The organism is Bacillus sp. FSL K6-0073, assembly GCF_038006085.1.
Classification (GTDB): Bacteria; Bacillota; Bacilli; order Bacillales; family Bacillaceae_G; genus Bacillus_A; species Bacillus_A cereus.
Genome location: NZ_JBBOUN010000001.1, coordinates 2,912,976 through 2,935,767, shown reverse-complemented (window position 1 = coordinate 2,935,767; position 22,792 = coordinate 2,912,976). Strand labels below are relative to the sequence as shown.

Sequence of the window (22,792 nt, the reverse complement as noted above, 5' to 3'; positions counted from 1 at the left end):
TAAAAAGACTCCTATGAAAAAATAGGAGTCTTTTTATTACGTTATTTCTTTCGTTTCTTCAAACTTTTTTGATATGCATAAAGCTTATGAATCTCTTCCTTAAATTCATGTAGAAGTACAGTGTTTGCACCATTTGAATAACGCACAGTATTATAAGCATCTATAATAATATCACTTTGAATATTTACATCTTCTTCATCGTTTATTCTTTCTAGCCAAGTCTCAACAGTTTCTCCCCGTTTTCTATTTAAAGGAGGGGTTAACTTACTCTCTAGCTTGAAAATTTCCTTCCGAATTTCGTTATGTGGCGGTTTATTTCGTTTAAAAGGATTTTGGCTCATTCCTTCTTTATCAGTAATGATAGTAGATTCGAAGGCGGGCATATTTGGTAAACTTAAATGTTTTCGTTTTTTTACTATTTTCCAAACGACGTAAATAGCGATAGCTGTACGGACTATTATTGTAGCGCTATTTATGAGTATTGGATCAAAATCAGGAATTTTTTTTCCGTCTTCAATTTTTGGTTTTAAGAGATGTCCTTTATTTGCCCAAACATCTTCAGTATCTTTTAATTCCGCTGCTTTAATTAATGGCATTAAAGCATAGCCGACGCCTAATGCGACTACTTCCGTTATAAAACCAAAAATAAGTCGAATGAAAGGAAATATTTGAACAATTAATATACTCATTAAGCCAATCGTAATGATAGAAGCAAAACGTAATAGTTGTTGTTTGCGATTTGCCCCGGTTAACCAAAATGTAATCATAAGATGCAAGGCTAACATTAATAGTTTCCACAACGGTGGAAAGGGTGCATAAAATATAACTGAAACGACAAACCATACAATACCACCTAAAGATTTTTGAACTGGATATCCAGGTCCGACCACATGTACGATAAAGAAAAATAGTGGTAATATGATTGTGCCAAAAAGAGAAAAAGGTAAAAATAAAGAGAAAAGAACGATTTGAAGAACTAAAAGTATTACAAATCCTGTTGTTTTTTTCTGCATAAATTTATGAATAAGAAATACTCCAATATAGCCTGTTGTTAAAAATATTGCAATACTAATTAGTTCATCTCTTTCTGTTAATAATGAAAGCAGGAGGAGCAGAATGAAATCATGAATGTGATATAGCCAAGTTTTCAACCGATTCCACCATCCCTTCACTAGTAATGAGAAACGTTGGCTGCGAGAGAAGAGGGAGTTCATTTCTTTGTAAACCAATGTATATCATTGTAGACGATCGTTCTCTCTTTCTCTTTACATAATGAAGGAATCCTTGTTTCGGAAGTAACGTACTATCATCTGAAATACGGGCTAATTCTTCTAAAGCTTTTGCATATTGTGTTTGTCCTTCATTTAACGGTACATGTAATGCACCGCCTTCTGCTAATACACTAATAAACAATTCAAACGGAATGTGGTGCTTCGTTGTGTACTGGAAAATGTATGTTGCATATGAAATAAGTTCTTCTACATTATCTTTCCAACCAAATCCACGATCGGCAGCTAAAGAAAGACAAATCGTCCAACTATAATTTTTTACAGGTTCATATTGCTTCGCTTGTAATTCCTGCATTTTAGCAGATGCCTTCCAATGAATAGAGCGGAAAGACTCACGCTCATATCGCTTTACACCGATAATAGATGTTTCATCATTGTAAAAAGAAAAATTCGTTCGATAAAATCCATTCAAAAGTTGCTGAAGTTCTTGCAAACCTGCTACTTCTTTAGGAGAAGGATACACAATAATTTCAGTCCTTAATTTATCAAAAACAGGTAAATGTACAGTTAATAGATGAAATGGATCTTTTAATACACATTCAAACTGTTCAATTTGAAACACACCACGCTTCGTTGCGGTTAATGTTAAACCCCATTTTTGTGCCGAATGTGCAGGTTGTGAAAATGGGAAAGAGAATAATGTTTTTGATATTTGTTCAATGCCTTGCTCTTTATGCGGTATAAGGGACGAATTTAAATGAAAGTAACAAACACCATTAACGAGCGGTATGCTGGCTCCATTTTTTAAATGAATAAAAAACTGTCCAGATTCCTCAGGAAAAAGCCGTGTAGTTTGTTTCTCATTTATGATTTGAAACTTCTTCTCTATGAAAGCCACATATTTATAAATAAAAATCGCAAATATATAATAGAAGAAAAAGAGAAACATAAGCATTCGTTGCGGGAAAAAGAATGTGAAAAGTAACGCGATTGGAACGGTTAGTTGAATAATATGGAGTTGAAAAAATAAAGGTACAGTTACAACACGCTGTCCATTCATGCTTGCTCAATCTCCACAGGTACGTCAACTTCTTTTAAAATACTTTTCATAATATCATTTTTTGTCGTACGTAATGCACCTTCCATTGATAAGACGATACGGTGATTCCAAACAGAAGGAACTAACAATTGTATATCTTCTGGTGTGCAATATTCTCTCCCATGTAAAAAGGCTAAAGCTTGAACAGCACGTACTAAAGCTAATGTGGCACGTGGGCTTACACCGTTAGCGATATAATCATGATTTCTTGTAGCATGAGCAAGTTTAATAATGTAATGTTCTAACGGTTCCGAAACAAATATTTCTTTTACTCGTTTTTGAGATTCTAAAATATCTTCTAATGAGATGACAGATGTGACACTTTCTAATGGTAAATCGTTCCGAAAACGTCGCATCATTTGTAGCTCATCTTTAGGAGTAGGATAACCGATTGAAATCGTCATTAAAAAGCGATCAAGCTGTGCATCTGGAAGAGGGAAAGGCCCTTGTGATTCAATTGGGTTTTGCGTCGCAATAACAAAGAACGGTTTCGGCAGAGGAGTTGACTGCTTCTCAAGCGTCACTTGTCGTTCTTCCATCGCTTCTAACAAACTCGACTGCGTTCTCGGCATTGCACGGTTAATTTCATCTGCTAGCAAAATGTTTGTCATAACTGGTCCAATTCTTAATTCGAATTCGCTTGTTTTTGGGTTGAAGTATTCAATACCTGTTACATCACTTGGAAGTACATCAGGGGTGAATTGAACGCGAGAAAAACTACCACCAATACTTTTGGAAATGGTTTTCGCCAGTAACGTCTTCCCAGTACCAGGCACGTCTTCGAGCAGTACATGTCCATCAGCAAGAAGTGAAACGAGCAGTAGATCAATAACATTTTCTTTCCCAACAAACACAGATCCGATGTTTCCTTTCAATTTATGTATCATATGTACCATTCCTTTCATTATAAAAGAGCTAATATTCCTATATTTTAACAAATTATTCAGAAAGTTTGTATCATTTTTTAATTCAAAGAAATGGATATTTAATTATTAAATTACTCTTGCATATTTTGGAATATGATTATAAAATATCGATATACGATGTATCGCTAGTCGATATATCATAAGGCGATGTATCGGAGGTAGTTATAATGAATGCGAAGGCGCAAAAATATATTCCGTTAACTGAGGCGACATATTACATACTGTTATCACTAGTGAAACCAATGCACGGATATGGAATTATGCAAATGGTAGAAGAGATGACAAATGGGGAAGTAAAGCTCGGTCCTGGTACTTTATACGGGAATACGACGAAATTACTTAAAGAAAAATTAATTGTTGAAGTTGCCTCTACAGATAGAAAGAAGTGCTATAAGTTAACGCCGTTTGGGAGAGAAGTGTTAGAGCTAGAATATAACAGATTGCAGAGATCTGTAAGGAATGGAAATAGTATATTAGGGGAGTGAATGGGAAATGGAGACAAAGAAGGTATTCAAACCTTTTGCGATATGGAGCTTGGAAAAAGAAGAAGCTTTTTTAAGAAAAATGCATCAAAAAGGATGGGCTTTACAAAAGTATAATGTAATGTATACGTTTAAGAAAACTGAACCAAAAGATGTAGTATATAAAGCGGATTTTAGACTGGATTATAAAGATTCAAAAGAAAAACAAAAAGAATATATTGAAATATATGAAATGTGTGGATGGAAACATGTAACGAGTTTTGCGAAGTGGAATTATTTTTGTAAAGAAGTAGACGAGGAAAATGAGTTACCTGATATTTATTCAGACAAAGAAACGAAGATACAAAAATTTGTTGAATTGATACAGTTCGTTGCAATTATGTTTGTAATGTTAATTCCAGTGCTTTACTTATGTTTTCTTGGAGTATCAGAATCAGGATTATATAAAGGTATGGTTGGGTTTTTAGTTTGTATATATTTATATGCGTTTATTAATTTATTTAGGAAGATTAAAAAGTTGAAAAAGGAAATATTTTAACAAAGAGTGATATTCTTAGAGAAGATATTGATGGGAATCAACTTCTCTAATTTCTATATATATTTATTTTGTTCATTCTTTTTTATATAATAAAAGACCAACTTTTTAATTCATAGAACTAACAGTTACAAAGATAATACCATAATACCAGTAACAACACCTAAAAAAATCATAAATGAAGAAGAAATAATCAATAATAACGAACTAGCAATTAATATTAATTTATTAGATTTTTAATTTTTAAAATGGTAGTAAAGTAAAAGACTATAAATAGTAGAAACAAACCATATTGTTAGACCGTAAGGAGTCGTTATTTTCTCCCAATCGAAGATCCAAAAGTAAAAGATGACTATATGGCAAGTTAATAGTAGAAATATTGATAGAAGCGTTATTTTTTTATTATTTGTTTTACCTCGCTTATGTAAACATTTCCAAAAGAGTGCGAAGTTTAACATATAATAAGGAAGAAATACATTTTTAATTAAGTTATTAAACGGAAAAATCCCTTATAGAAAAATCTATTTCTACAAGGGATAATCATGTTTTTATTAGAAAGACTGATTTTGCGCAGGTTTAATAAATTGTTCAGGGTTTTCAACAAGTCCGCATACAGCACATTGGACACGGTATGTAGGTCCTTGATAGGCCATATGAAAAGCATTCATCGTTTCATTTGTGTATTCTTCTTCTACTTGACCAGTTTGTGGATTTATTTTGACTGGTTTTACTTGTTGCTCAAGAATATTAAAGCGAGTACGATTCGTTTTACAGCTTGGACATAGCATTGGTTCCATATGTATACACCTCCATTTGTATCATTTCTTAAAATCTTTAATTTTATGCAAGCAAAAAACTTTCTCAATATAAATAGGTGTTTAATGTATTTAAAATTCAGAAAAAATAAAATATAATAAAAGTACGAACTGGTTATGTCCAAACCAAATCTCCTGTTTTATGCCAATAAGCTGGGGGGCCGAGAAATCGGCCTCATTTTTTTTGCTCATTACTACAAGGAACAAGGTTTTTGTGAGACTTTTGTCGAAATTTTAGGGATAGATACAAAGGGGGATGTAAAATGGATTTGAAAATGAAGTACATCATTTTATATGTAGAAAAGTTTGAGGAATGTTTAAAATTCTATAAAGATATTTTACAGTTACCTATAAAAGCAGAGCACGGTACATATATTGAATTTAATACTGGAACTACCATTTTAGCGATGAATACGCGGCAAGATGTGAAAGAATTAACAGGACTACCGCTTACAGAAGGTAAATTACAGTCTTCTCATTTCGAATTAGGATTCGTTGTTGAGAATGTATTAGAAACGATTGAGCAATTTAGAGGACAAGGTATTAAGGTTTTAGTTGAACCAATTGTAAAACCGTGGGGGCAAACAATTGCCTACATTGCTGATCCAGATGGAAATTATATTGAAATTTGCAGTTCATTAGAATAGAGGGAGAAAGAGAGATGGGATTTCCGAAACTAGAAACAGAACGTTTACGATTAAGAGAACTTACACTATTAGATGCAGAAACGATGTTCCAATATTTTTCGAAAGAATCAGTTATACGTTATTTCGGAATGGATTCTTTTGAAAATATTGAGCAAGCGAAAACAACGATTCAAACGTTTAAAAATCGTTATGAAGAGGGCAGTGTATTTCGCTGGGGAATCGAGAAAAAAGGGACGGGCCAATTAATCGGAACGTGCGGATTTCATTTAATTAATAATAATCATAAACGAGCTGAAATTGGTTATGAATTAGATGATACATATTGGGGACAAGGATATGCATCGGAAGCATTACAAGCGATTTTAGCTTACGGATTTGAAATGCTGCAACTAATAAGAATCGCAGCGGTTGTATATGTAGAAAATAAATCTTCTCAAAAATTGTTAATAAAAGCAGGATTTCAAGAAGAAGGATTACTTCGAAAACATATGATTCAAAATGGAGTTGCTCATGATACTATTTTATATTCTTTATTAAAAGAAGAGTGGAAGAAGTAATGAGCACAAACGAACTTATAACGATTATGAAGAAGCATAGGGAAAATAGATTCATTTTAGGTATAGATGGTTTAAGCCGATCTGGAAAAACAACATTCGTAACCAATTTAAAAGAAAATATGAAACAAGAAGGCATTCCGTTTCATATTTTCCATATTGATGATCACATAGTGGAGCGTAATAAACGATATCATACTGGATATGAAGAATGGTACGAGTATTATTATTTACAATGGGACATTGAATGGCTAAGGCAGAAATTTTTTCAAAAGCTACAACATGAAACAAAATTGAAATTACCTTTCTTTCATGAAGAAACAGATATATGTGAAATGGAAAAAGTACAGATTCCTATTGTAGGGGTAATTGTTATTGAAGGAGTTTTTCTGCAGCGAAAAGAATGGAGAGATTTCTTTCATTATATGGTCTATTTGGACTGTCCAAGAGAGACAAGGTTTCTACGTGAGAGTGAGGAGACACAGAAAAACCTTTCAAAATTTGAAAATAGGTATTGGAAAGCAGAGGATTATTACTTAGAAACGGAATTGCCGAGGGATAGGGCGGATTTAGTCATTGAATGATTTGAAAATAGAAGGTGAATAGAATGAATATTTTATGGGATTTTGATGGGACGTTATTTGATACGTATCCTGCATATACAATGATGCTTTCTGAAATATTAGGTGACTCAGTAGAAAAACAAGAAATATACAAAAACTTAAAAATATAATACTCTCATGCAATTCAGTATTATAATATTTCATGCGAGCAGGAAGAAAAAATTAAAGTTTTGAAGGAGAAATTCACGCCAAAAGATATGAAACCTTTTGCAGGTGTCGAAGAGGTTTTGAAATTTGCAGATAAAAATGTGATTATGACCCATAAACATAGGGCAGGGGTTATGAACATTTTAAAATATTACGGCTGGGAAAAATACTTTGTAGATATGGTTACAATTGACGATGGCTTTCCCCGAAAGCCCAACTCTTTAGCTTATAATCATTTACATAAAAAACATAATATTGATTTAGCTATTGGAGATAGAGAATTAGATTTATTACCTGCAAAAGAATTAGGTATTTCAACATGTATGTTTCAAGGTGATTGTGATGTAGCGGATTATTCTTTATCACATTACTCGGAGTTTTTTAAGATAGTGAGTGATAGAGAGTTTTCTTTATAAAAAAAGTTATTAATAAAGACTGAATCTTTCATTTTAAAGGTACAGTCTTTATTTTTTAGAACTCTTTCATTTTATTCCGCAATAACGGGCAGCCTGATTGCTTCAACTAATAATCAGTGGAGGGTGAACAAAACCTCCACTGATTAAAGTTTCACTTTATTTTCTGTATATAATAATTACTAGAGGTTAAAGGATAATCGTCCATCTTTAATAAGGAAGTGGCCAGTTTGTTTTAACCAAATTATGGTTATTCATGTTAATATGAACTCATAGCTATATAGAAGGGGTGGGGTTAGTATGAAAACTGAAATAGTTCCTAAAAAGAAGTATAGTATAATAAGTTATGTATCTTTACTCATCGGCATTTTGTGTTTTCTATTCGTTTTTATAACGCCAACAAGGATAGCCAATGCAGGTAATATAGTTGGAGATTATATTACAATTGCCCTGACAGGTGTAGGTATCATGCTTTCAATAATCACAATGACGAAAAGAACAGAGAAGAAGGGAATTGCTATTCTTTCATTAATACTGTCCTCATCATTTTTTATATTTTGGATCATAGCAATTATCCTATTGTTTACTGGTCAAATTAGTTTTGCGCCGTAATGTGTAATAAAAAGAGTCCTTCTCGTATGATATCGGGTTCAGTTACGGGAGAGAAAATATAAAATAACACACAAATTAGGGATGTAAATCACATATGATTTAGCACCTTTTTTTTATTGTTATTATAGTGTTTAAGCACTTTTATATAGTTAAATAGTGTTCTAAATAAAAAGATAAATGGAAAATTTATGTTAAAATAGTTGTAGAGATTATGAAAAAATGTTCTTAAACTAACAGTCAGGTTACTTTAAGAAGGTTTTTTCAAAGGAAATGGTAAATATCATATTTTGAAGGGGTGATTGCAGTGGAGTAAGTGATTTTTTTAATCTTAGTTAAATACTTTGAAGGAAGGCATTTATAACTATGAATACAAAACTAATAATAGTAGAAGGGTTACCTGGATTTGGAAAATCAACCACTGCAAAGCTAATAAATGAAATTCTAAGCCAAAATAAAATTGAGGTTGAACTATTTTTAGAAGGAAATTTGAACCACCCAGCCGACTATGATGGTGTATCTTGTTTTAATAAATTTGAGTTCGATAGATTATTATCTAACAGTGGGGATTTTAAAGAAGTGCTCCTTAAGAAAGTTCTAAAAAAAGGAAGCAATTATTTATTACCATACAGAAAGATAAAAAATGAGTTTGGTGACCAGTTTTCGGACGAATTATTTAACATTATTTTAAAAAATGATATATACGAATTACCATTCGATAAAAATGTTGAATTAATTGCTGACAAATGGAATGACTTTGCTGAAACCGCTCTAGAAGACAATAAGGTTTATATCTTTGAATGTTGTTTCATACAAAATCCATTAACTATTGGGATGATTAAATATGGTGAACAAAAAGAAAAAATAATAAATTATGTAATGAAAGTTGCAAAAATCATAGAGAATTTAAATCCAATGTTATTGTATGTAGAACAAGATAATCTTGAATTTTCATTTAGGAAGGCGTTAAAAGAAAGAACTCCAGAATGGTCCACAGGAATTATTGACTATTACACTAACCAAGGCTATGGGAAAGAACATAACCATTCAGGTGTAGAAGGAGCGATAAAAGTTCTTGAAGCTAGAAGGAATTTAGAATTAGAAATATTCGATATGTTAAAAATGAAAAAAGAAAAAATCAATAATACAAAATATGAAATTGACTCATATAGGTCAATGTTAAAAGATAAGTTAGCCATACAAATGGTGAAATAGCTTTTTACACTAACTGGTGCTTTAGTTGAAGAAGGAAATAAAAACGCTCAGAATATCTTCTGAGCGTTTTAGTTTGTTATTCCTAATGGTTATTAGCATTTTTCTCTTCCTACACTGAACCCATTACTCATATGAAGGACTCTTTTTACTCGGTATCTTCAGGTTGATATTCTAAAATATCCCCCGGTTGGCATTCTAATGCTTTACATATTGCTTCTAAAGTTGAAAAACGGACTGCTTTTGCTTTTCCATTTTTCAAGATAGAAAGGTTAGCCATTGTAATTCCAATCTTCTCCGAAAGTTCTGTTACACTCATTTTTCTTTTTGCTAACATTACATCAATATTAATAATAATTGCCATATTATTCACCTCAGACCGTTAAATCATTTTCTGATTTTATATCTATAGCATCTTTTAATAGTCTTTGGAGAACGGCAGCAAAGACCGCGATTACCATTGAAGCAAAAATCATAATCATTCCGATAATAATAATGCCAGGGGCGTCATCTCTCTCTGCCACGAGATAGAAAAGTGGCATACCTAATACATATAATACACTAATTGCCAATGCGCTGTACTTAATATTTTTTAAAGCTTGAACAGATAGCTCTGAGAATGCGTTATTTTTATCAATATAGTTTAAAAGCTTAAATGTTTGGTACAGTGCGAAGTAATAAGGTATTGCTGTTGCGTATAAATTGATAAATACAAGATATTTAATATATGCAATATCTGGATATAATTCTGCGGCAAAATTTCCTATTTTAGGGACTAAAAAAATGCACATAGCAAGAACGGGGATTCCGATCAGAATTACAACGGTCTTTAAAAAGAGTGTGGATCCTTGTTTCATAAAAAGCACCTCATTTATTTAATATCTTATTAATTTAACATGAAATTTATTGTTTAACAATAAATCTTTATTTCTTTTAATCGAGGATTTATTGTTAAACAAGTAATTAATGAAAAGGATGTTAAATCTTTTTTATAAGATAAATGATACATATCGATATTTAATTAAAGAAAGAGAAAGTAACTATTGTTAGCTTTATGAGAATTGGGAACTAATAAAACATATGTAGGTTTTGGTATGGAAAAGGAAATAAGGTGTATTGAAATGAATGCAAAGTTTATGGAGGAACAATCATGTTGAATTATGGTGTGAAGATGAAAAAGTTACTATTGGTGGGAGCTATAATAGTAAGCGTATTAAGTATGGAAAGTATGATGAATTATCATGCGGCCAAAGCTAAGGTGAAAAAAGTAGAACACCAGCCTAAAAATATAATTATGATGGTTATGGACGGAACGAGTTCAACGGCGACAACATTGGCTCGCTGGTATAAAGGGGCACCGCTTACGTTAGATCAAATTGTAACAGGAGGTGTTCGTACGTTTTCGGCGGAATCAGCTATTACAGACTCAGCGCCAGCAGCAACAGCTTTAGCAACTGGAAATAAATCGAATTCAGGATATGTAGGTGTATTACCTTCTATTGTAAGTTCGCCTAGCTTACAGCCAATAAAAGAAGAAGAAAAGTTACGGCCGGTCGCAAACGTATTAGAAGGCGCAAAATGTACTGGTCGTGCAACTGGCATTGTTGCTACATCTGAAATTCAGCATGCTACTCCGGCCGGATTCTCCGCTCACCATGTCAATCGCAAACATTTTGACGTAATTGCGAAGCAGCAAGTATATCAAAATATAGATGTCGTATTAGGCGGGGGAAAAGCGGCGCTGTTACCTATGAAAAGTAATGGAATCCGAAAAGATGGTGAAAATTTAGTAAAGGTGATTCAAGACAAAGGATACGATTTCGTTGAAACGAAAGATGCGTTATTGAACTCCAAATCTAATAAAATTTGGGGCTCTTTCTCACATCATGCTCTTGCGTTTGATATGGATCGTATAGCAACAAATCCAGAACAACCAACACTTTCTCAAATGACAGAAAAAGCAATTCAAACATTATCAAAAGATAAAGATGGCTTCTTTTTATTCGTAGAAGGTAGTAAGCCTGATTGGGCAGCTCATGCTAATGATCCAATTGGGATGATTAGTGATGTATTGGCATTTGATGAAGCGGTAGCAAAGGCGTTACAATTTGCGAAGAAAGATGGGGATACGATGCTCATCGCTTTAACTGATCATGGTAACAGCGGCATCTCTATAGGGAATAGGAATACGACAAAAGGATACAATACTACACCGGTTTCTGCATACATTGATCCATTGAAAAAGGCGAAAATGACACTTGAAGGAACTATAAATAAACTGAAATCTGATTTATCAAATGTAGAAGATGTAGCTAAACTATACGGTTTGGATAATCTAACTCATGATGAAAAAGAAAAATTAAAAGTGGCAAAAAAGAAAATGGATGTAGGACGAATTCTTACTACATTGTTGGCTAATCGTGCAAATATCGGCTTTACGACAGGAGGACATACAGGTGAGGATGTATTCTTACATTCTTATGGACCTCAAAAACCAGAAGGCTTAATCCAAAATACAGACATTGCGAAGACGATGGCGAAAGCGATGGGCTTTAACTTAGAAGAAGTAACGAATAAAATATTTTTAGAGAGTGAACAAGCCTTTAAGAAAATCGGTGCAACTGTAACAGCCGACAAAATCGAAGGAGCAAACCCGTTACTCGTAGTAAAACATAATAAAGTAGAAGCACAATTATTTGGTAACAAAAATATAATTCGTATCAATGGTAAAGGGTATGAATTAAGAAGTATTATTGTAGAGAGTAATGGAAAGTGCTATGTACCAGAAGAAGCAATTCAACTATTTGTAAAGCATTCTCGTTAAAAAATTGCCAACCAGTTAAGCTAACTGGTGGCAATTTTTTGTGTTTATTCTAAATGTAAGTGTTCGAATTGTTTTGTAAAGTTTTCCATATGAGACTTGTATAAATGTTAAAGGGAAATTATATTTTTTCTTACATTAAAAAATTTCATTTTGTAGAATAAGAAGTTATACATATAGTAAAGTCTAATGTGTTATCAATTAATATTTACGAAAAATATATTAATACTTTAGAATTTCTTTAATGTTCATTATTTTTTATTTAAGGTTATCCGTTATATTTATAATATGTTTATTTCAATTTATTGTATTGAAGCTCAGTTTTATATAATTATAAAGCAATCATCAAAATAAAATCTCCACTAGAGTAAATTTATTATTTTTTTGCGGAAATTATTATGCAGCTAAGAAAACTGTAGTTTATTGGATTAGAAATATATTAGAATTTACTTGAAGAAAGAGAGAGGGAATAAAATGAATATAGTGCACTTACGTCCTAAACAGCGGTCTAAGTATCGCATTATGCTAGGGAAGTGGTATTACTCTACAAAGAGGTACATTCAGTGGTTGGCAGATGGAAAAACATATGCAAAAAGGTTCCAACAAGAAAAGCTACCTTGTACAGCAATTCAGCACCGAACGATATTACTTCGTAAGCTCAAAGATGTAGATATGTGGTATCAACAGAATAAGGTTGTTAATTTGAAAATTGCTGTTAAAAAACTAAATGGTATCGTCATTAGACCGGGAGAAACATTTTCTTACTGGCGTTTAATAGGTAAGCCAACGAGGAAAAAAGGGTATGTAGAAGGTATGGTATTACATTACGGATCTTTTCAAACAGGTATTGGAGGAGGTCTTTGTCAGCTTTCGAATTTAATATATTGGATGACTTTACATACACCACTGACAGTAACAGAACGATATCGTCATAGCTTTGATGTCTTTCCTGACTCTAGGCGAACTCAACCGTTTGGGAGTGGGGCGACTTGTTCCTATAACTATTTGGATTTACAAATTAAAAATGAAACGGACCAACCGTATCAACTTCACCTTTATATGACAGATGAACATTTAGTTGGTGAATGGAGAACAGTCTATCCGCAACTTTATCAATATGAAGTGTATGAGAAAGAACACTCAATTCAACCGGCATACTGGGGCGGTTATATACGACATAATGTGATTCAACGTAAAGTATATAATCAACAGAAACAGTTAATAGAAGATCAATATGTAACAGAGAATCACGCTATAATGATGTACGAACCACTATTAGCTTGTGATAATGAGAATAGTGAGTAATATGGTAACCTATAGATTAAATAGTATTGAAAATATTTAATTCTTATTTTTATAAAAAAGTATGAATCCCAGATTTACTGGATTTTGATTGTAACTAAGAACATATAAAAGTTCACTGTTATTTATAGGAGAGTCTGTTTGTTTTTATATCTTATGTATTTCACCCTGCATAAAAAAATATTTCTCAACATTTTATTTGTTGAAAAAGATTGAATATTCGTATTATAACGAATATTATGTTGTTATCGGCAAAAAACGATAATTTGCAGGCACTGGGGAGGAAATACATTGAAAAAGAAAAAGAAATTAAAACCATTAGCGGTATTAACAACAGCAGCGGTACTAAGTAGTACGTTTGCTTTTGGAGGTCACGTAGCGTATGCTGAGACACCAACATCATCTCTACCAATAGATGAGCACTTAATACCGGAGGAGCGTTTGGCTGAAGCGCTAAAACTACGGGGGGTAATTGATCAATCTGCATCACAAGCTGAGACTTCAAAGGCTGTCGAAAAATATGTTGAGAAAAAGAAAGGGGAAAATCCTGGGAAAGAAATCTTAACAGGAGATAGTCTTACGCAAGAAGCCTCTGACTTTATGAAAAAAGTAAAAGATGCAAAAATGAGGGAAAATGAACAGGCGCAGCAGCCTGAAGTAGGCCCAGTAGCTGGACAAGGTGCAGTATTGAACCCTGGGAAATTAAATGGAAAAGTACCTACTACATCAGCGAAGCAAGAAGAATACAATGGAGCTGTTCGAAAAGATAAAGTACTTGTTTTACTTGTAGAATTTAGCGATTTTAAGCATAACAATATTGATCAAGAGCCAGGATACATGTATTCTAAGGACTTTAATCGTGAACATTATCAAAAAATGTTATTTGGTGATGAACCATTTACTTTATTTGATGGATCGAAAATTAACACATTTAAGCAATATTATGAAGAACAATCTGGTGGTAGCTATACAGTTGATGGGACTGTAACAGAATGGCTTACTGTTCCAGGAAAAGCATCAGATTATGGTGCTGATGCGGGTACTGGGCATGATAACAAGGGGCCTTTAGGACCAAAAGATTTTGTGAAAGAAGCATTAAAAGCAGCGGTAGCAAAAGGAATCAATTTAGCAGACTATGACCAATTTGATCAATACGATCAAGATGGTGATGGAAATAAAAATGAGCCAGATGGCATTATTGATCATTTAATGGTTGTACATGCTGGCGTTGGTCAAGAAGCTGGCGGCGGTAAATTGAAAGATGATGCGATTTGGTCACATCGTTCAAAACTAGGTTCAAAACCATATGCAATTGATGGCACGAAATCTTCTGTTTCGAACTGGGGCGGAAAGATGGCTGCATATGATTATACAATCGAGCCTGAAGACGGAGCAGTTGGTGTGTTTGCACATGAGTATGGCCATGATTTAGGCTTACCAGATGAATATGATACAAAGTACTCAGGACAAGGTGAACCTGTTGAGTCATGGTCTATTATGAGTGGTGGTAGCTGGGCTGGAAAAATTGCAGGAACAGAGCCAACGAGTTTCTCGCCACAAAATAAAGAGTTTTTCCAAAAGAATATGAAGGGGAACTGGGCGAATATTCTTGAAGTAGATTATGACAAACTTAGCAAAGGAATCGGTGTTGCAACATATGTAGATCAAAGTACTACAAAATCTAAACGACCTGGAATTGTTCGTGTTAACTTGCCGGACAAAGATATAAAAAATATCGAATCAGCGTTTGGTAAGAAGTTCTATTACAGTACAAAAGGAAATGACATTCATACAACACTTGAGACACCAGTATTTGACTTAACAAATGCAAAGGATGCTAAGTTCGATTATAAGGCATTTTACGAACTTGAAGCGAAGTATGATTTCCTTGACGTATATGCGATTGCAGAAGATGGAACGAAGACACGCATTGATAGAATGGGCGAAAAAGATATAAAAGGCGGCGCGGATACAACTGATGGTAAGTGGGTTGATAAATCATACGATTTAAGCCAATTCAAAGGAAAAAAAGTAAAACTGCAATTTGAGTACTTAACAGATATTGCAGTAGCTTATAAAGGATTTGCGTTAGATAATGCAGCCTTAACTGTAGATGGAAAAGTTGTTTTCTCTGATGATGCAGAAGGTCAGCCAGCAATGACGCTAAAAGGCTTTACTGTGTCTAATGGATTTGAACAGAAAAAACATAATTACTATGTAGAGTGGAGAAATTACGCTGGGTCTGACACTGCGTTACAACATGCACGTGGCCCAGTGTTTAATACAGGAATGGTTGTATGGTATGCGGATCAAAGCTTTACAGATAACTGGGTAGGCGTTCATCCAGGTGAAGGGTTCTTAGGAGTAGTAGATTCTCATCCAGAGGCAATTGTAGGGACATTAAACGGACAACCTACTGTGAAGAGCAGTACACGTTATCAAATTGCCGATGCGGCATTCTCATTTGATCAAACGCCAGCATGGAAAGTAAATTCACCAACACGCGGTATCTTCGATTATAAAGGATTACCAGGAGTGGCAAAATTTGATGATTCTAAGCAATACATCAACAGCGTTATTCCTGATGCAGGACGTAAGTTACCGAAGCTAGGACTGAAGTTTGAAGTGGTAGGCCAAGCTGAAGACAAGTCTGCAGGTGCAGTTTGGCTTCATCGATAAAATAAGGTAAAAAGAAGAGAAGCTGCGATAAGTCGGTGAAACTGACTGATTGCAGCTTTTTTCTTCTTGTGAAAAAACTCGCTGTTTTTTATGTACTTATTGGAAAAATACGAAGTTTCTTTGATACATAAAATGTTCCGTCTGTCCAATTATAGAAGCTATTTTGGACGTAAGAAATTTGTAAGTAATGAGTAAGAAAAAAGAGATTTTCATAGTATAAAATATTTATTATAGCTACTTTTAACACCTGATACTAATAGTGTGCTATAATATGAATTAGCAACAAAAAGGAAAGGAATTAGAACAATGACCTTAGAAAATACTAAAAATTTAAAAAAACAAGTTGCTCCTTTTGAAAAATCAACGATTAAAAAAAGTGTTTGGCAACTGATTAACACAATCGTGCCATTTATTATTTTATGGTACCTTGCTTATAAAAGTTTGTCAGTTTCTTATTGGTTAACATTAGTTCCAGCACTGTTAGCCGCTGGATTTATGACAAGGATTTTCATTATTTTTCATGATTGTACCCATTATTCATTCTTTAAAAGTCGACGTGCAAATAGAATAGTTGGAACGTGTATGGGTGTTTTAACATTATTCCCATTTGATCAGTGGGGGCATGAGCATTCTATTCACCACGCTACGAGTGGTAATTTGGATAAGAGGGGTACAGGGGATATTTGGACGCTTACAGTAGATGAATATGTAGCAGCACCATTTAGACTCCGTTTAGCATATCGTTTATATCGCAATCCATTCGTTATGTTTGGGTTAGGCCCGATTTATGTTTTCTTGCTTAAAAATAGATTTAACCGAAAAGGTGCTAGAAAAAAAGAACGTATGAACACTTATTTAACGAATATTTTAATCGTTGCTATTATAGGGATGCTTTGCTGGGCAATTGGATGGCAATCGTTTCTTTTAGTACATGGTTCTATATTTTTAATAGCAGGTTCAATAGGGATTTGGCTGTTTTACGTACAGCACACATTCGAGGATTCTTATTTTGAAGAAGATAAAGAGTGGGAATATGTGAAAGCGGCAGTGGAGGGAAGTTCTTTTTATAAACTTCCAAAAATTTTGCAATTTCTAACGGGTAATATTGGATTTCATCATGTTCACCATTTAAGTCCAAGAGTACCTAACTATAAACTAGAAGAGGCACACAACAATACCCTTCCTTTAAAAAATGTACCAACGATTACGCTTGCTACAAGCTTGCGTTCACTCCGTTTCCGTCTTTGGGATGAGAAAAGTAACAATTTTGTTAGCTTTAAAGATGTCAAAAATATAATTAAAAATAATGTTTCTGTTCGGGTGAAATCTGAACTATAATTGCATCGTATATAAAATTCCCCTTAATCATTTTCGATTTAAGGGGAGTTTTTGTTTCAAAAGTAGATGCCAGATAAGAAGAAAAATTAAATGATTCAAATTATAATTGAAGCAGATTAGGAATTGCTCGTACGTAAGTACAAATGCAAGATGACAATAAATGCATTATGTTAACAAGTGGAGTTATCATGAATTTTCTATTACGATAACTGTTCATAAATCCGACGAAAATTAATAGCAAAAGGGGGATCGTACAACAGTATATCTAAAAAATTAGAAAAGACTTGAACGGAAATTTCATTCATTTTTCTTGGTGTTCCGCATTCCATACACTTAAATAGGATGCATATTCTAATTCATCTGGATTGTCATGTAACATAGAAATGAATTCTAATTTATTTCTATCACAATCTAGAAAGTATACACTTGCAGCGGGCATCCACCTTTGGACAATTGGCTCTTGATTTCCTTTTCCTTGACTTCCTATCACTTCTATTCCACGCTCCTCTAACCACGCTTTAGAAGTCATTAAAAACTCTAAATTTACACCAAAAGCAAAATGTTTCAGCTCAAAGTCTTCGATATTATTTACTTCCCATAGTCCAAGCATTTGTTTTTTATTTTCTCCGACCCAAAAGAAAGCCACTCTTCTTTTGGAGAGTTTTCTTGCTAACGTTAATCCTAGCTTGTTTTGATAGAAATTTATCGCTTTTTCTAAATTTCTTACATGTAAATGAGTCTCGTATATGTTCTGTATCATTATGATCATTCCTTTCTTTCTTGGTAACTACCAGTTGAGTAATGAATGTAATTCTAATAATGTACAGCTATATCTGATATACCTATTTATTATTATATCGAAATTGAAATACGATAAATCCAACTGAGGTAGCAAGTTCAAATGAAATTTTTACTACTTTTGTAGGAGAAGAGAAAAATCCATTAAATTCAGGTGAACTCATATTTAAATAATGAAAAAAAGACCACACATGAAGTGAAACGCCACGTGTTGTCTTTTTTGTATCGTGCAATATTACGAAGTTTCGCTAATTTTAGTTTCACTTTGAGTGTTAGTTGCAATTCTTTTCTTAACTTTAAAGTGATAGTAGGTATAGCAAAAGATGATAAATGGTACAGTACAATAAATGCCTAGTCTTTGATCTGGGATAAAGATAAGACTTACTAATATAATGCCATACAATCCAAAACCAAGAATTGGTACAAGGGGATAGAGTGGAGTTCTGAACTTCAAGTCTTCTAATTTTCCACCTTCAGCTAAATAGTGTTTGCGGAAAAAGAATTGAGAAACACAAATTGACATCCAAACAATGATTGTTATGACTCCAGAAATGGAAATTAACCATAAGTAAACCGTTTCAGCAGCTACGACGCTTGTTAAAAGAGAAAAAGCAGAAATAGCTATTGTCATGATTAAAGCGTTGAGAGGAATCCCACGTGATGATAATTTCTTTAAAAATGCTGGAGCCATTTCGTTTTTTGATAAAGACCAAAGCATTCGAGTAGCAGCGTATAGTCCTGAGTTTGCAACAGAAAGAACAGCAGTAAGAATAACAAAGTTCATAATATCAGCTGCATATGGAATACCGATATTATCAAAAACAGCAACGAATGGGCTCTTTGTGAGTCCTGCTTCTTCCCAAGGAATTAAAGCAACAAGAACAAAGATTGCTAAGACGAAGAAAAACATTGTGCGCCATATAATATTTCTAATAGAACGAGGTAAAGTTTTTGCTGGATCTTCACTTTCACCTGCTGCGATTCCGACAAGCTCTGTACCTTGGAAGGAATAATTGACTGTAACCATTGTTAATAGAATAGCTGCAAGTCCATTCGGAAATAAACCACCATGATTTACGAAATTTGAAAGGAGTGGAGCTGGTTCGTCGCCTTTTAAATCAATAAAGCCGAACATAGCGGCGCCACCAAGAATTATAAAAGCTATAATGGCAGATACTTTTATACTTGAAAACCAAAATTCTGTTTCTGCATAACTACGAGCAGATAATGCGTTAATAGTAAAGATTGTAACGCCAAATATTAAACACCAAACCCAAACAGGAATATCAGGAAACCAGCGCTGCATTGTAATACCGGCAGTTGTAAATTCAAGACCGGTCGTATTCGCCCAGCTTAACCAATACAACCATCCGATTGTAAAGCCAGTTGCAGGATTGATGAATTTAGTGGCATATTCCTGGAAAGAACCCGAAACAGGCATGGCTACAGCGAGTTCACCAAGACATAGCATAACGAAATACATTAATAATCCACCGGCCATAAAGGCAAGTACGGATCCACCAGGTCCAGCTTGACTTATTATAAAGCCAGATCCGTTAAATAACCCCGTTCCAATCACACCACCGAGTGCAATCATGAATAAGTGTCTACTTTTCATCGTACGTTTTAATTCATTGTTTGTATTGTTTACTTGCGCCATTGTTTTCCTCACTTTCGTAGTTGATAGAATAAAGTTTGATGTTTTTCCGTATTATGGAATGTATTCCGTGATGTGAAATCTTGTTATAATTTTCAGATAATTAAAAAGAAAAGTCAATATTTTTTTGTTTGCGTTTTCAATTCGTTGTTAGTGATATATTTTTATTGTTAGAAAATTGAATAAATAGATTGATTTCATTTCGAATGTTTGCTAAATTGATAGTTAATTAAACGTACTAACATACTACGAGTAAAGTTGAGGCGAGTTATGGTACAGTCCATTGATCGAGCGATAAGTATTATTAAATTATTGAATTCTACAAATGAAAAAGAGTATTGGGCTATTTCTGATATAGCAGATGGAACACATCTCCCAGTTAGTACAGTACATAGATTACTTAACTCTCTAATGGAGCATGGGTTAGTTACACAAATACCAGAGACAAAACAGTACAAAATTGGACCAATGTGGATGGAAATAGGGTTACGTCAATTGGAGAAGGTAGACTACAGATCAGTTGCAAGAGAAGTGATGAAGCGGTTGGCCTTTGAAGTCGAAGAAAGTGTCTATTTAAATATTCCAAACGGAACACATTCTATTATCATTGAAAGAATTGATAGTCCTTTAAAAATTCGAGTTATCGATAATCTAGGGGAACAAATTCCACTTTCAATTGGTGCCGCAAATAAAACGATGCTTGCCAATATGAAAACGAATGAAATGGAACATATTGTAGAACATTTACTTTCTTCATTACCAGAACAAAAGCAAATTCTTCTTAATCAAATAAAGCAAATAAAAAATGAAGGATATGCTGTCAGTTATGGTGAAAAAACAGAAGGGACAGCTTCAGTAGCTGCACCTATTATCGGATTTAATCATAAAGTAGTAGGAGCATTAAGTGTTGGGTTAATTAGTCATCGTATTAATGATGATCGACTATCTTTTCTTATTAGCAAGGTAAAACAAGCAGCTCATGAAATATCAATAAAAATCGGCAGTACATCAGAACTATAATTTTGATAGCTGTCGTCATTTTTTATTCATATACTGGAATTCGTTTTCATAATGCGGAAAAATAGGGGGATTTATATGTCAAAGTGGCAATCAAAAGAACAATTGATTCAATTATTAAGCAGTCTTGTTGAAATTCCTAGTATTACCGGTTCAGAAGCTGAAGTAATATTGCCAGGCTTTGTTGTGGAACAATTATCTGAATTACAGTATTTCAAAGAAAACCCGCATCATTTACAAAAAAATCCGACAGGGGACGGACGATATTTTGTTACAGCACTAGTAAAGAAAAAAGATAGTACAAAAAATACTGTAATTCTAGTAAGTCACTTTGATGTTGTAGATGTACAAGATTACGGAGTGTGGAAAGAAGATGCATTTAATCCTAAAAAGTTAACATCTATGTTTTATTCTCATAAAGATGAACTTCCAGACCATGTGCGTGAAGATATAGAACATGGGGAATGGCTGTTTGGTAGAGGAACAATGGATATGAAATGCGGTCTAGCATTACAAATGGCAATGATTGAACAAGCATGTGAAGGAAGATTCGATGGGAATGTTCTTTTATTGGCTGTACCAGATGAAGAAGTGAATTCTGTAGGGATGAGGGCCGCTGTTCCGAGACTGTTAGATTTAGCTAGAGAGCATAACTTAGATTATAAAACGGTCTTAAACTCAGAGCCTATGTTTTCAAGACATCCTGGTGACCAAAATAAGTATATTTACACTGGCTCTATTGGTAAAGTGTTACCTGGTTTTCTTTGCTATGGAAAAGAGACACATGTAGGTGAACCTTTTGCAGGCTTAAATGGGAGTTATATGGCTTCATTAATAACAGCAGAATTAGAGTTAAACACAGACCTTTGTGATATTGTAGAAGGGGAAGCGAGTCCTCCGCCAACTAACTTACTTCAAAGGGACTTAAAGGAGGATTATTCTGTACAAATTCCGCATCGTGCAGTTACATTATTTAATTTGTTTTTATTAGAAAAATCAATGATAGATGTAGTTTCATTGTTACGTCAAAAAGTAACGAAAGTAGCAGAGAAAATAGAAGAGTCGTATGAAAAACATGCATATCGTTTTTCTAAATATAATCCATTTATACCACCTAATCTCAAAGTAAATGTATTAACGTATGAAGAGCTTATCACATATGCAATTGAGCAACATGGACAAGAAAAAATAAATCATATTCAATCTAATATTATAAAAAATAGAGAAGATAAAGATGATCGTGCGGTAACGATTGATTTAGTAGATAAATTAGCGATTTTATGTAAAGAAAAGGCACCGATGATTGTACTTTTCTTCGCTCCGCCGTACTATCCAGCTGTGAGTTCACGCAACAATCCTTTAATAAAAGAGGTAGTTGTAGAAATGGAAAAGTATGCACACTACAATCATAAGATTACATTTGAAAACCAAAATTATTTTGGGGGGATTTCAGATTTAAGCTATGTAGGCTTGCAGTATCCACTAGATTCAATGAGTTCGCTTGTAGACAATATGCCATTATGGGATAAAGGTTATTCAATTCCGCTTCAGGAATTAGAAGAGTTTGATGTTCCAGTATTAAATATGGGGCCGGTAGGAAAAGATGCACATCAATGGACAGAACGTCTAGATGTAAACTACGCATTTGAAACACTATTAGATATGTTACCGAAATGCATTGAAAAATTATTAGTTTCTAATAAAATTACACAATCATAGTAGGGAATAGGTAAGGGATAAAACAGAACCTTTAAAGAAAATTCGAATGAAATTATTTTAATATAATTAAAAAGTGGAACGGCCAAGCTCAATTTTATATGAGTTTGGCCGTTTATCATGTAGTGAATTTTTAATTAAAATTATGTGAATTCATAGCTAACGTAATCTCT

At 33.7% G+C, this 22,792-nt stretch carries 21 protein-coding genes and 2 pseudogenes; 14 read left to right on the top strand and 9 right to left on the bottom strand.

Annotated elements, in window-relative coordinates; genetic code table 11:
• Positions 1–41 precede the first annotated feature (41 nt).
• The 3 genes from MHB52_RS15285 to MHB52_RS15275 are packed head-to-tail and all read right to left on the bottom strand — an operon-like array spanning position 42 to position 3,215.
• Positions 42–1,151 (bottom strand): DUF4018 domain-containing protein, encoded by a 1,110-nt coding sequence (locus MHB52_RS15285; RefSeq protein WP_061663326.1) that lies wholly within the window; start codon positions 1,149–1,151, stop codon positions 42–44.
• On the bottom strand, positions 1,123–2,289 hold the full coding sequence (locus tag MHB52_RS15280) for a DUF58 domain-containing protein (RefSeq protein WP_016118127.1): 1,167 nt from the start codon (positions 2,287–2,289) through the stop codon (positions 1,123–1,125). The genes MHB52_RS15285 and MHB52_RS15280 overlap by 29 nt, the downstream gene beginning before the upstream one ends.
• Positions 2,286–3,215: an AAA family ATPase gene (locus tag MHB52_RS15275; protein WP_061663325.1), complete on the bottom strand. Its 930-nt coding sequence runs from the start codon at positions 3,213–3,215 to the stop codon at positions 2,286–2,288. The genes MHB52_RS15280 and MHB52_RS15275 overlap by 4 nt, the downstream gene beginning before the upstream one ends.
• Positions 3,216–3,421: 206 nt before the next feature.
• Between MHB52_RS15275 and MHB52_RS15270 the strand changes: the two genes are divergently transcribed.
• Together MHB52_RS15270 and MHB52_RS15265 are read left to right on the top strand one after the other, a co-directional pair.
• The gene (locus MHB52_RS15270; RefSeq protein ID WP_016118125.1) at positions 3,422–3,739 is read left to right on the top strand and encodes a PadR family transcriptional regulator; all 318 of its coding nucleotides are present in this window, start codon (positions 3,422–3,424) and stop codon (positions 3,737–3,739) included.
• Between the two features lie 7 nt (positions 3,740–3,746).
• Positions 3,747–4,274 (top strand): DUF2812 domain-containing protein, encoded by a 528-nt coding sequence (locus MHB52_RS15265; RefSeq protein ID WP_000448424.1) that lies wholly within the window; start codon positions 3,747–3,749, stop codon positions 4,272–4,274.
• A 105-nt stretch (positions 4,275–4,379) separates the two neighbouring features.
• Here the strand turns inward: MHB52_RS15265 and MHB52_RS15260 are convergent.
• Positions 4,380–4,729 (bottom strand): annotated as a pseudogene (locus MHB52_RS15260) (hypothetical protein).
• 93 nt (positions 4,730–4,822) lie between these two features.
• Complete coding sequence (locus MHB52_RS15255; RefSeq protein WP_000433602.1) at positions 4,823–5,068, bottom strand: hypothetical protein; 246 nt, start codon at positions 5,066–5,068, stop codon at positions 4,823–4,825.
• 281 nt (positions 5,069–5,349) lie between these two features.
• On the opposite strand from MHB52_RS15255, the gene MHB52_RS15250 reads away from it, so the two are divergent.
• The 6 genes and pseudogenes from MHB52_RS15250 (at position 5,350) to MHB52_RS15225 (ending at position 9,294) form a co-directional block, all read left to right on the top strand.
• Entirely contained in the window at positions 5,350–5,733 is a 384-nt protein-coding gene (locus MHB52_RS15250) for a VOC family protein (protein ID WP_000364503.1), read from the top strand.
• Between the two features lie 14 nt (positions 5,734–5,747).
• Positions 5,748–6,290 carry a GNAT family N-acetyltransferase gene (locus MHB52_RS15245; RefSeq protein WP_000506678.1) on the top strand — a complete coding sequence of 181 codons (543 nt, stop codon included), beginning with the start codon at positions 5,748–5,750 and terminating at the stop codon, positions 6,288–6,290.
• Positions 6,290–6,871 carry a kinase gene (locus MHB52_RS15240; RefSeq protein ID WP_000106120.1) on the top strand — a complete coding sequence of 194 codons (582 nt, stop codon included), beginning with the start codon at positions 6,290–6,292 and terminating at the stop codon, positions 6,869–6,871. The genes MHB52_RS15245 and MHB52_RS15240 overlap by 1 nt, the downstream gene beginning before the upstream one ends.
• A 23-nt stretch (positions 6,872–6,894) precedes the next feature.
• Positions 6,895–7,473: pseudogene (locus MHB52_RS15235) on the top strand (HAD-IA family hydrolase).
• A gap of 297 nt (positions 7,474–7,770) precedes the next feature.
• Complete coding sequence (locus MHB52_RS15230) at positions 7,771–8,082, top strand: hypothetical protein (protein WP_000845560.1); 312 nt, start codon at positions 7,771–7,773, stop codon at positions 8,080–8,082.
• A gap of 363 nt (positions 8,083–8,445) precedes the next feature.
• Positions 8,446–9,294, top strand: a complete 849-nt coding sequence (locus tag MHB52_RS15225; RefSeq protein WP_061663391.1) for a hypothetical protein — start codon at positions 8,446–8,448, stop codon at positions 9,292–9,294.
• A 145-nt stretch (positions 9,295–9,439) separates the two neighbouring features.
• On the opposite strand, the gene MHB52_RS15220 is transcribed toward MHB52_RS15225, so the two are convergent.
• Both MHB52_RS15220 and MHB52_RS15215 read right to left on the bottom strand, forming a co-directional pair.
• Complete coding sequence (locus tag MHB52_RS15220) at positions 9,440–9,655, bottom strand: helix-turn-helix domain-containing protein (protein WP_061663390.1); 216 nt, start codon at positions 9,653–9,655, stop codon at positions 9,440–9,442.
• Positions 9,656–9,665: 10 nt separating this feature from the next.
• Positions 9,666–10,148, bottom strand: a complete 483-nt coding sequence (locus tag MHB52_RS15215) for a DUF2975 domain-containing protein (RefSeq protein WP_000809118.1) — start codon at positions 10,146–10,148, stop codon at positions 9,666–9,668.
• A gap of 293 nt (positions 10,149–10,441) precedes the next feature.
• Between MHB52_RS15215 and MHB52_RS15210 the strand changes: the two genes are divergently transcribed.
• The 4 genes from MHB52_RS15210 (at position 10,442) to MHB52_RS15195 (ending at position 17,431) form a co-directional block, all read left to right on the top strand.
• A complete protein-coding gene (locus MHB52_RS15210; protein WP_000935920.1) occupies positions 10,442–12,115 on the top strand; it encodes an alkaline phosphatase in 1,674 nt (557 codons plus the stop codon).
• A gap of 471 nt (positions 12,116–12,586) precedes the next feature.
• Entirely contained in the window at positions 12,587–13,417 is an 831-nt protein-coding gene (locus MHB52_RS15205) for a VanW family protein (RefSeq protein WP_061664935.1), read from the top strand.
• A 288-nt stretch (positions 13,418–13,705) separates the two neighbouring features.
• Complete coding sequence (locus tag MHB52_RS15200) at positions 13,706–16,093, top strand: immune inhibitor A domain-containing protein (protein ID WP_061664934.1); 2,388 nt, start codon at positions 13,706–13,708, stop codon at positions 16,091–16,093.
• Between the two features lie 306 nt (positions 16,094–16,399).
• Positions 16,400–17,431: a fatty acid desaturase gene (locus MHB52_RS15195; RefSeq protein ID WP_000171497.1), complete on the top strand. Its 1,032-nt coding sequence runs from the start codon at positions 16,400–16,402 to the stop codon at positions 17,429–17,431.
• Between the two features lie 301 nt (positions 17,432–17,732).
• Here the strand turns inward: MHB52_RS15195 and MHB52_RS15190 are convergent, their stop codons facing one another.
• Entirely contained in the window at positions 17,733–18,191 is a 459-nt protein-coding gene (locus tag MHB52_RS15190; protein WP_000615638.1) for a VOC family protein, read from the bottom strand.
• Between the two features lie 273 nt (positions 18,192–18,464).
• Positions 18,465–19,889 (bottom strand): amino acid permease, encoded by a 1,425-nt coding sequence (locus MHB52_RS15185; RefSeq protein WP_000079968.1) that lies wholly within the window; start codon positions 19,887–19,889, stop codon positions 18,465–18,467.
• 267 nt (positions 19,890–20,156) lie between these two features.
• Here MHB52_RS15185 and MHB52_RS15180 point away from each other — a divergent pair, with 267 nt between their 5' ends.
• Positions 20,157–20,906: an IclR family transcriptional regulator gene (locus MHB52_RS15180; protein WP_000250746.1), complete on the top strand. Its 750-nt coding sequence runs from the start codon at positions 20,157–20,159 to the stop codon at positions 20,904–20,906.
• Positions 20,907–20,957: 51 nt separating this feature from the next.
• Positions 20,958–22,622, top strand: a complete 1,665-nt coding sequence (locus tag MHB52_RS15175) for a M20/M25/M40 family metallo-hydrolase (protein ID WP_136986281.1) — start codon at positions 20,958–20,960, stop codon at positions 22,620–22,622.
• The last annotated feature ends 170 nt before the right edge of the window (positions 22,623–22,792 follow it).

Excerpts from the sequence above, each read along its gene's own strand:
- MHB52_RS15180 (WP_000250746.1), top strand. The coding sequence starts at position 20,157 with ATGGTACAGTCCATTGATCGAGCGATAAGTATTATTAAATTATTGAAT.
- MHB52_RS15270 (WP_016118125.1), top strand. The coding sequence starts at position 3,422 with ATGAATGCGAAGGCGCAAAAATATATTCCGTTAACTGAGGCGACATAT.
- MHB52_RS15225 (WP_061663391.1), top strand. The coding sequence starts at position 8,446 with ATGAATACAAAACTAATAATAGTAGAAGGGTTACCTGGATTTGGAAAA.
- MHB52_RS15280 (WP_016118127.1), bottom strand. The coding sequence starts at position 2,289 with ATGAATGGACAGCGTGTTGTAACTGTACCTTTATTTTTTCAACTCCAT.
- MHB52_RS15220 (WP_061663390.1), bottom strand. The coding sequence starts at position 9,655 with ATGGCAATTATTATTAATATTGATGTAATGTTAGCAAAAAGAAAAATG.
- MHB52_RS15205 (WP_061664935.1), top strand. The coding sequence starts at position 12,587 with ATGAATATAGTGCACTTACGTCCTAAACAGCGGTCTAAGTATCGCATT.
- MHB52_RS15175 (WP_136986281.1), top strand. The coding sequence starts at position 20,958 with ATGCGGAAAAATAGGGGGATTTATATGTCAAAGTGGCAATCAAAAGAA.
- MHB52_RS15190 (WP_000615638.1), bottom strand. The coding sequence starts at position 18,191 with ATGATACAGAACATATACGAGACTCATTTACATGTAAGAAATTTAGAA.
- MHB52_RS15215 (WP_000809118.1), bottom strand. The coding sequence starts at position 10,148 with ATGAAACAAGGATCCACACTCTTTTTAAAGACCGTTGTAATTCTGATC.
- MHB52_RS15195 (WP_000171497.1), top strand. The coding sequence starts at position 16,400 with ATGACCTTAGAAAATACTAAAAATTTAAAAAAACAAGTTGCTCCTTTT.
- MHB52_RS15245 (WP_000506678.1), top strand. The coding sequence starts at position 5,748 with ATGGGATTTCCGAAACTAGAAACAGAACGTTTACGATTAAGAGAACTT.
- MHB52_RS15210 (WP_000935920.1), top strand. The coding sequence starts at position 10,442 with ATGTTGAATTATGGTGTGAAGATGAAAAAGTTACTATTGGTGGGAGCT.
- MHB52_RS15275 (WP_061663325.1), bottom strand. The coding sequence starts at position 3,215 with ATGATACATAAATTGAAAGGAAACATCGGATCTGTGTTTGTTGGGAAA.
- MHB52_RS15255 (WP_000433602.1), bottom strand. The coding sequence starts at position 5,068 with ATGGAACCAATGCTATGTCCAAGCTGTAAAACGAATCGTACTCGCTTT.
- MHB52_RS15240 (WP_000106120.1), top strand. The coding sequence starts at position 6,290 with ATGAGCACAAACGAACTTATAACGATTATGAAGAAGCATAGGGAAAAT.
- MHB52_RS15265 (WP_000448424.1), top strand. The coding sequence starts at position 3,747 with ATGGAGACAAAGAAGGTATTCAAACCTTTTGCGATATGGAGCTTGGAA.
- MHB52_RS15250 (WP_000364503.1), top strand. The coding sequence starts at position 5,350 with ATGGATTTGAAAATGAAGTACATCATTTTATATGTAGAAAAGTTTGAG.
- MHB52_RS15230 (WP_000845560.1), top strand. The coding sequence starts at position 7,771 with ATGAAAACTGAAATAGTTCCTAAAAAGAAGTATAGTATAATAAGTTAT.
- MHB52_RS15185 (WP_000079968.1), bottom strand. The coding sequence starts at position 19,889 with ATGGCGCAAGTAAACAATACAAACAATGAATTAAAACGTACGATGAAA.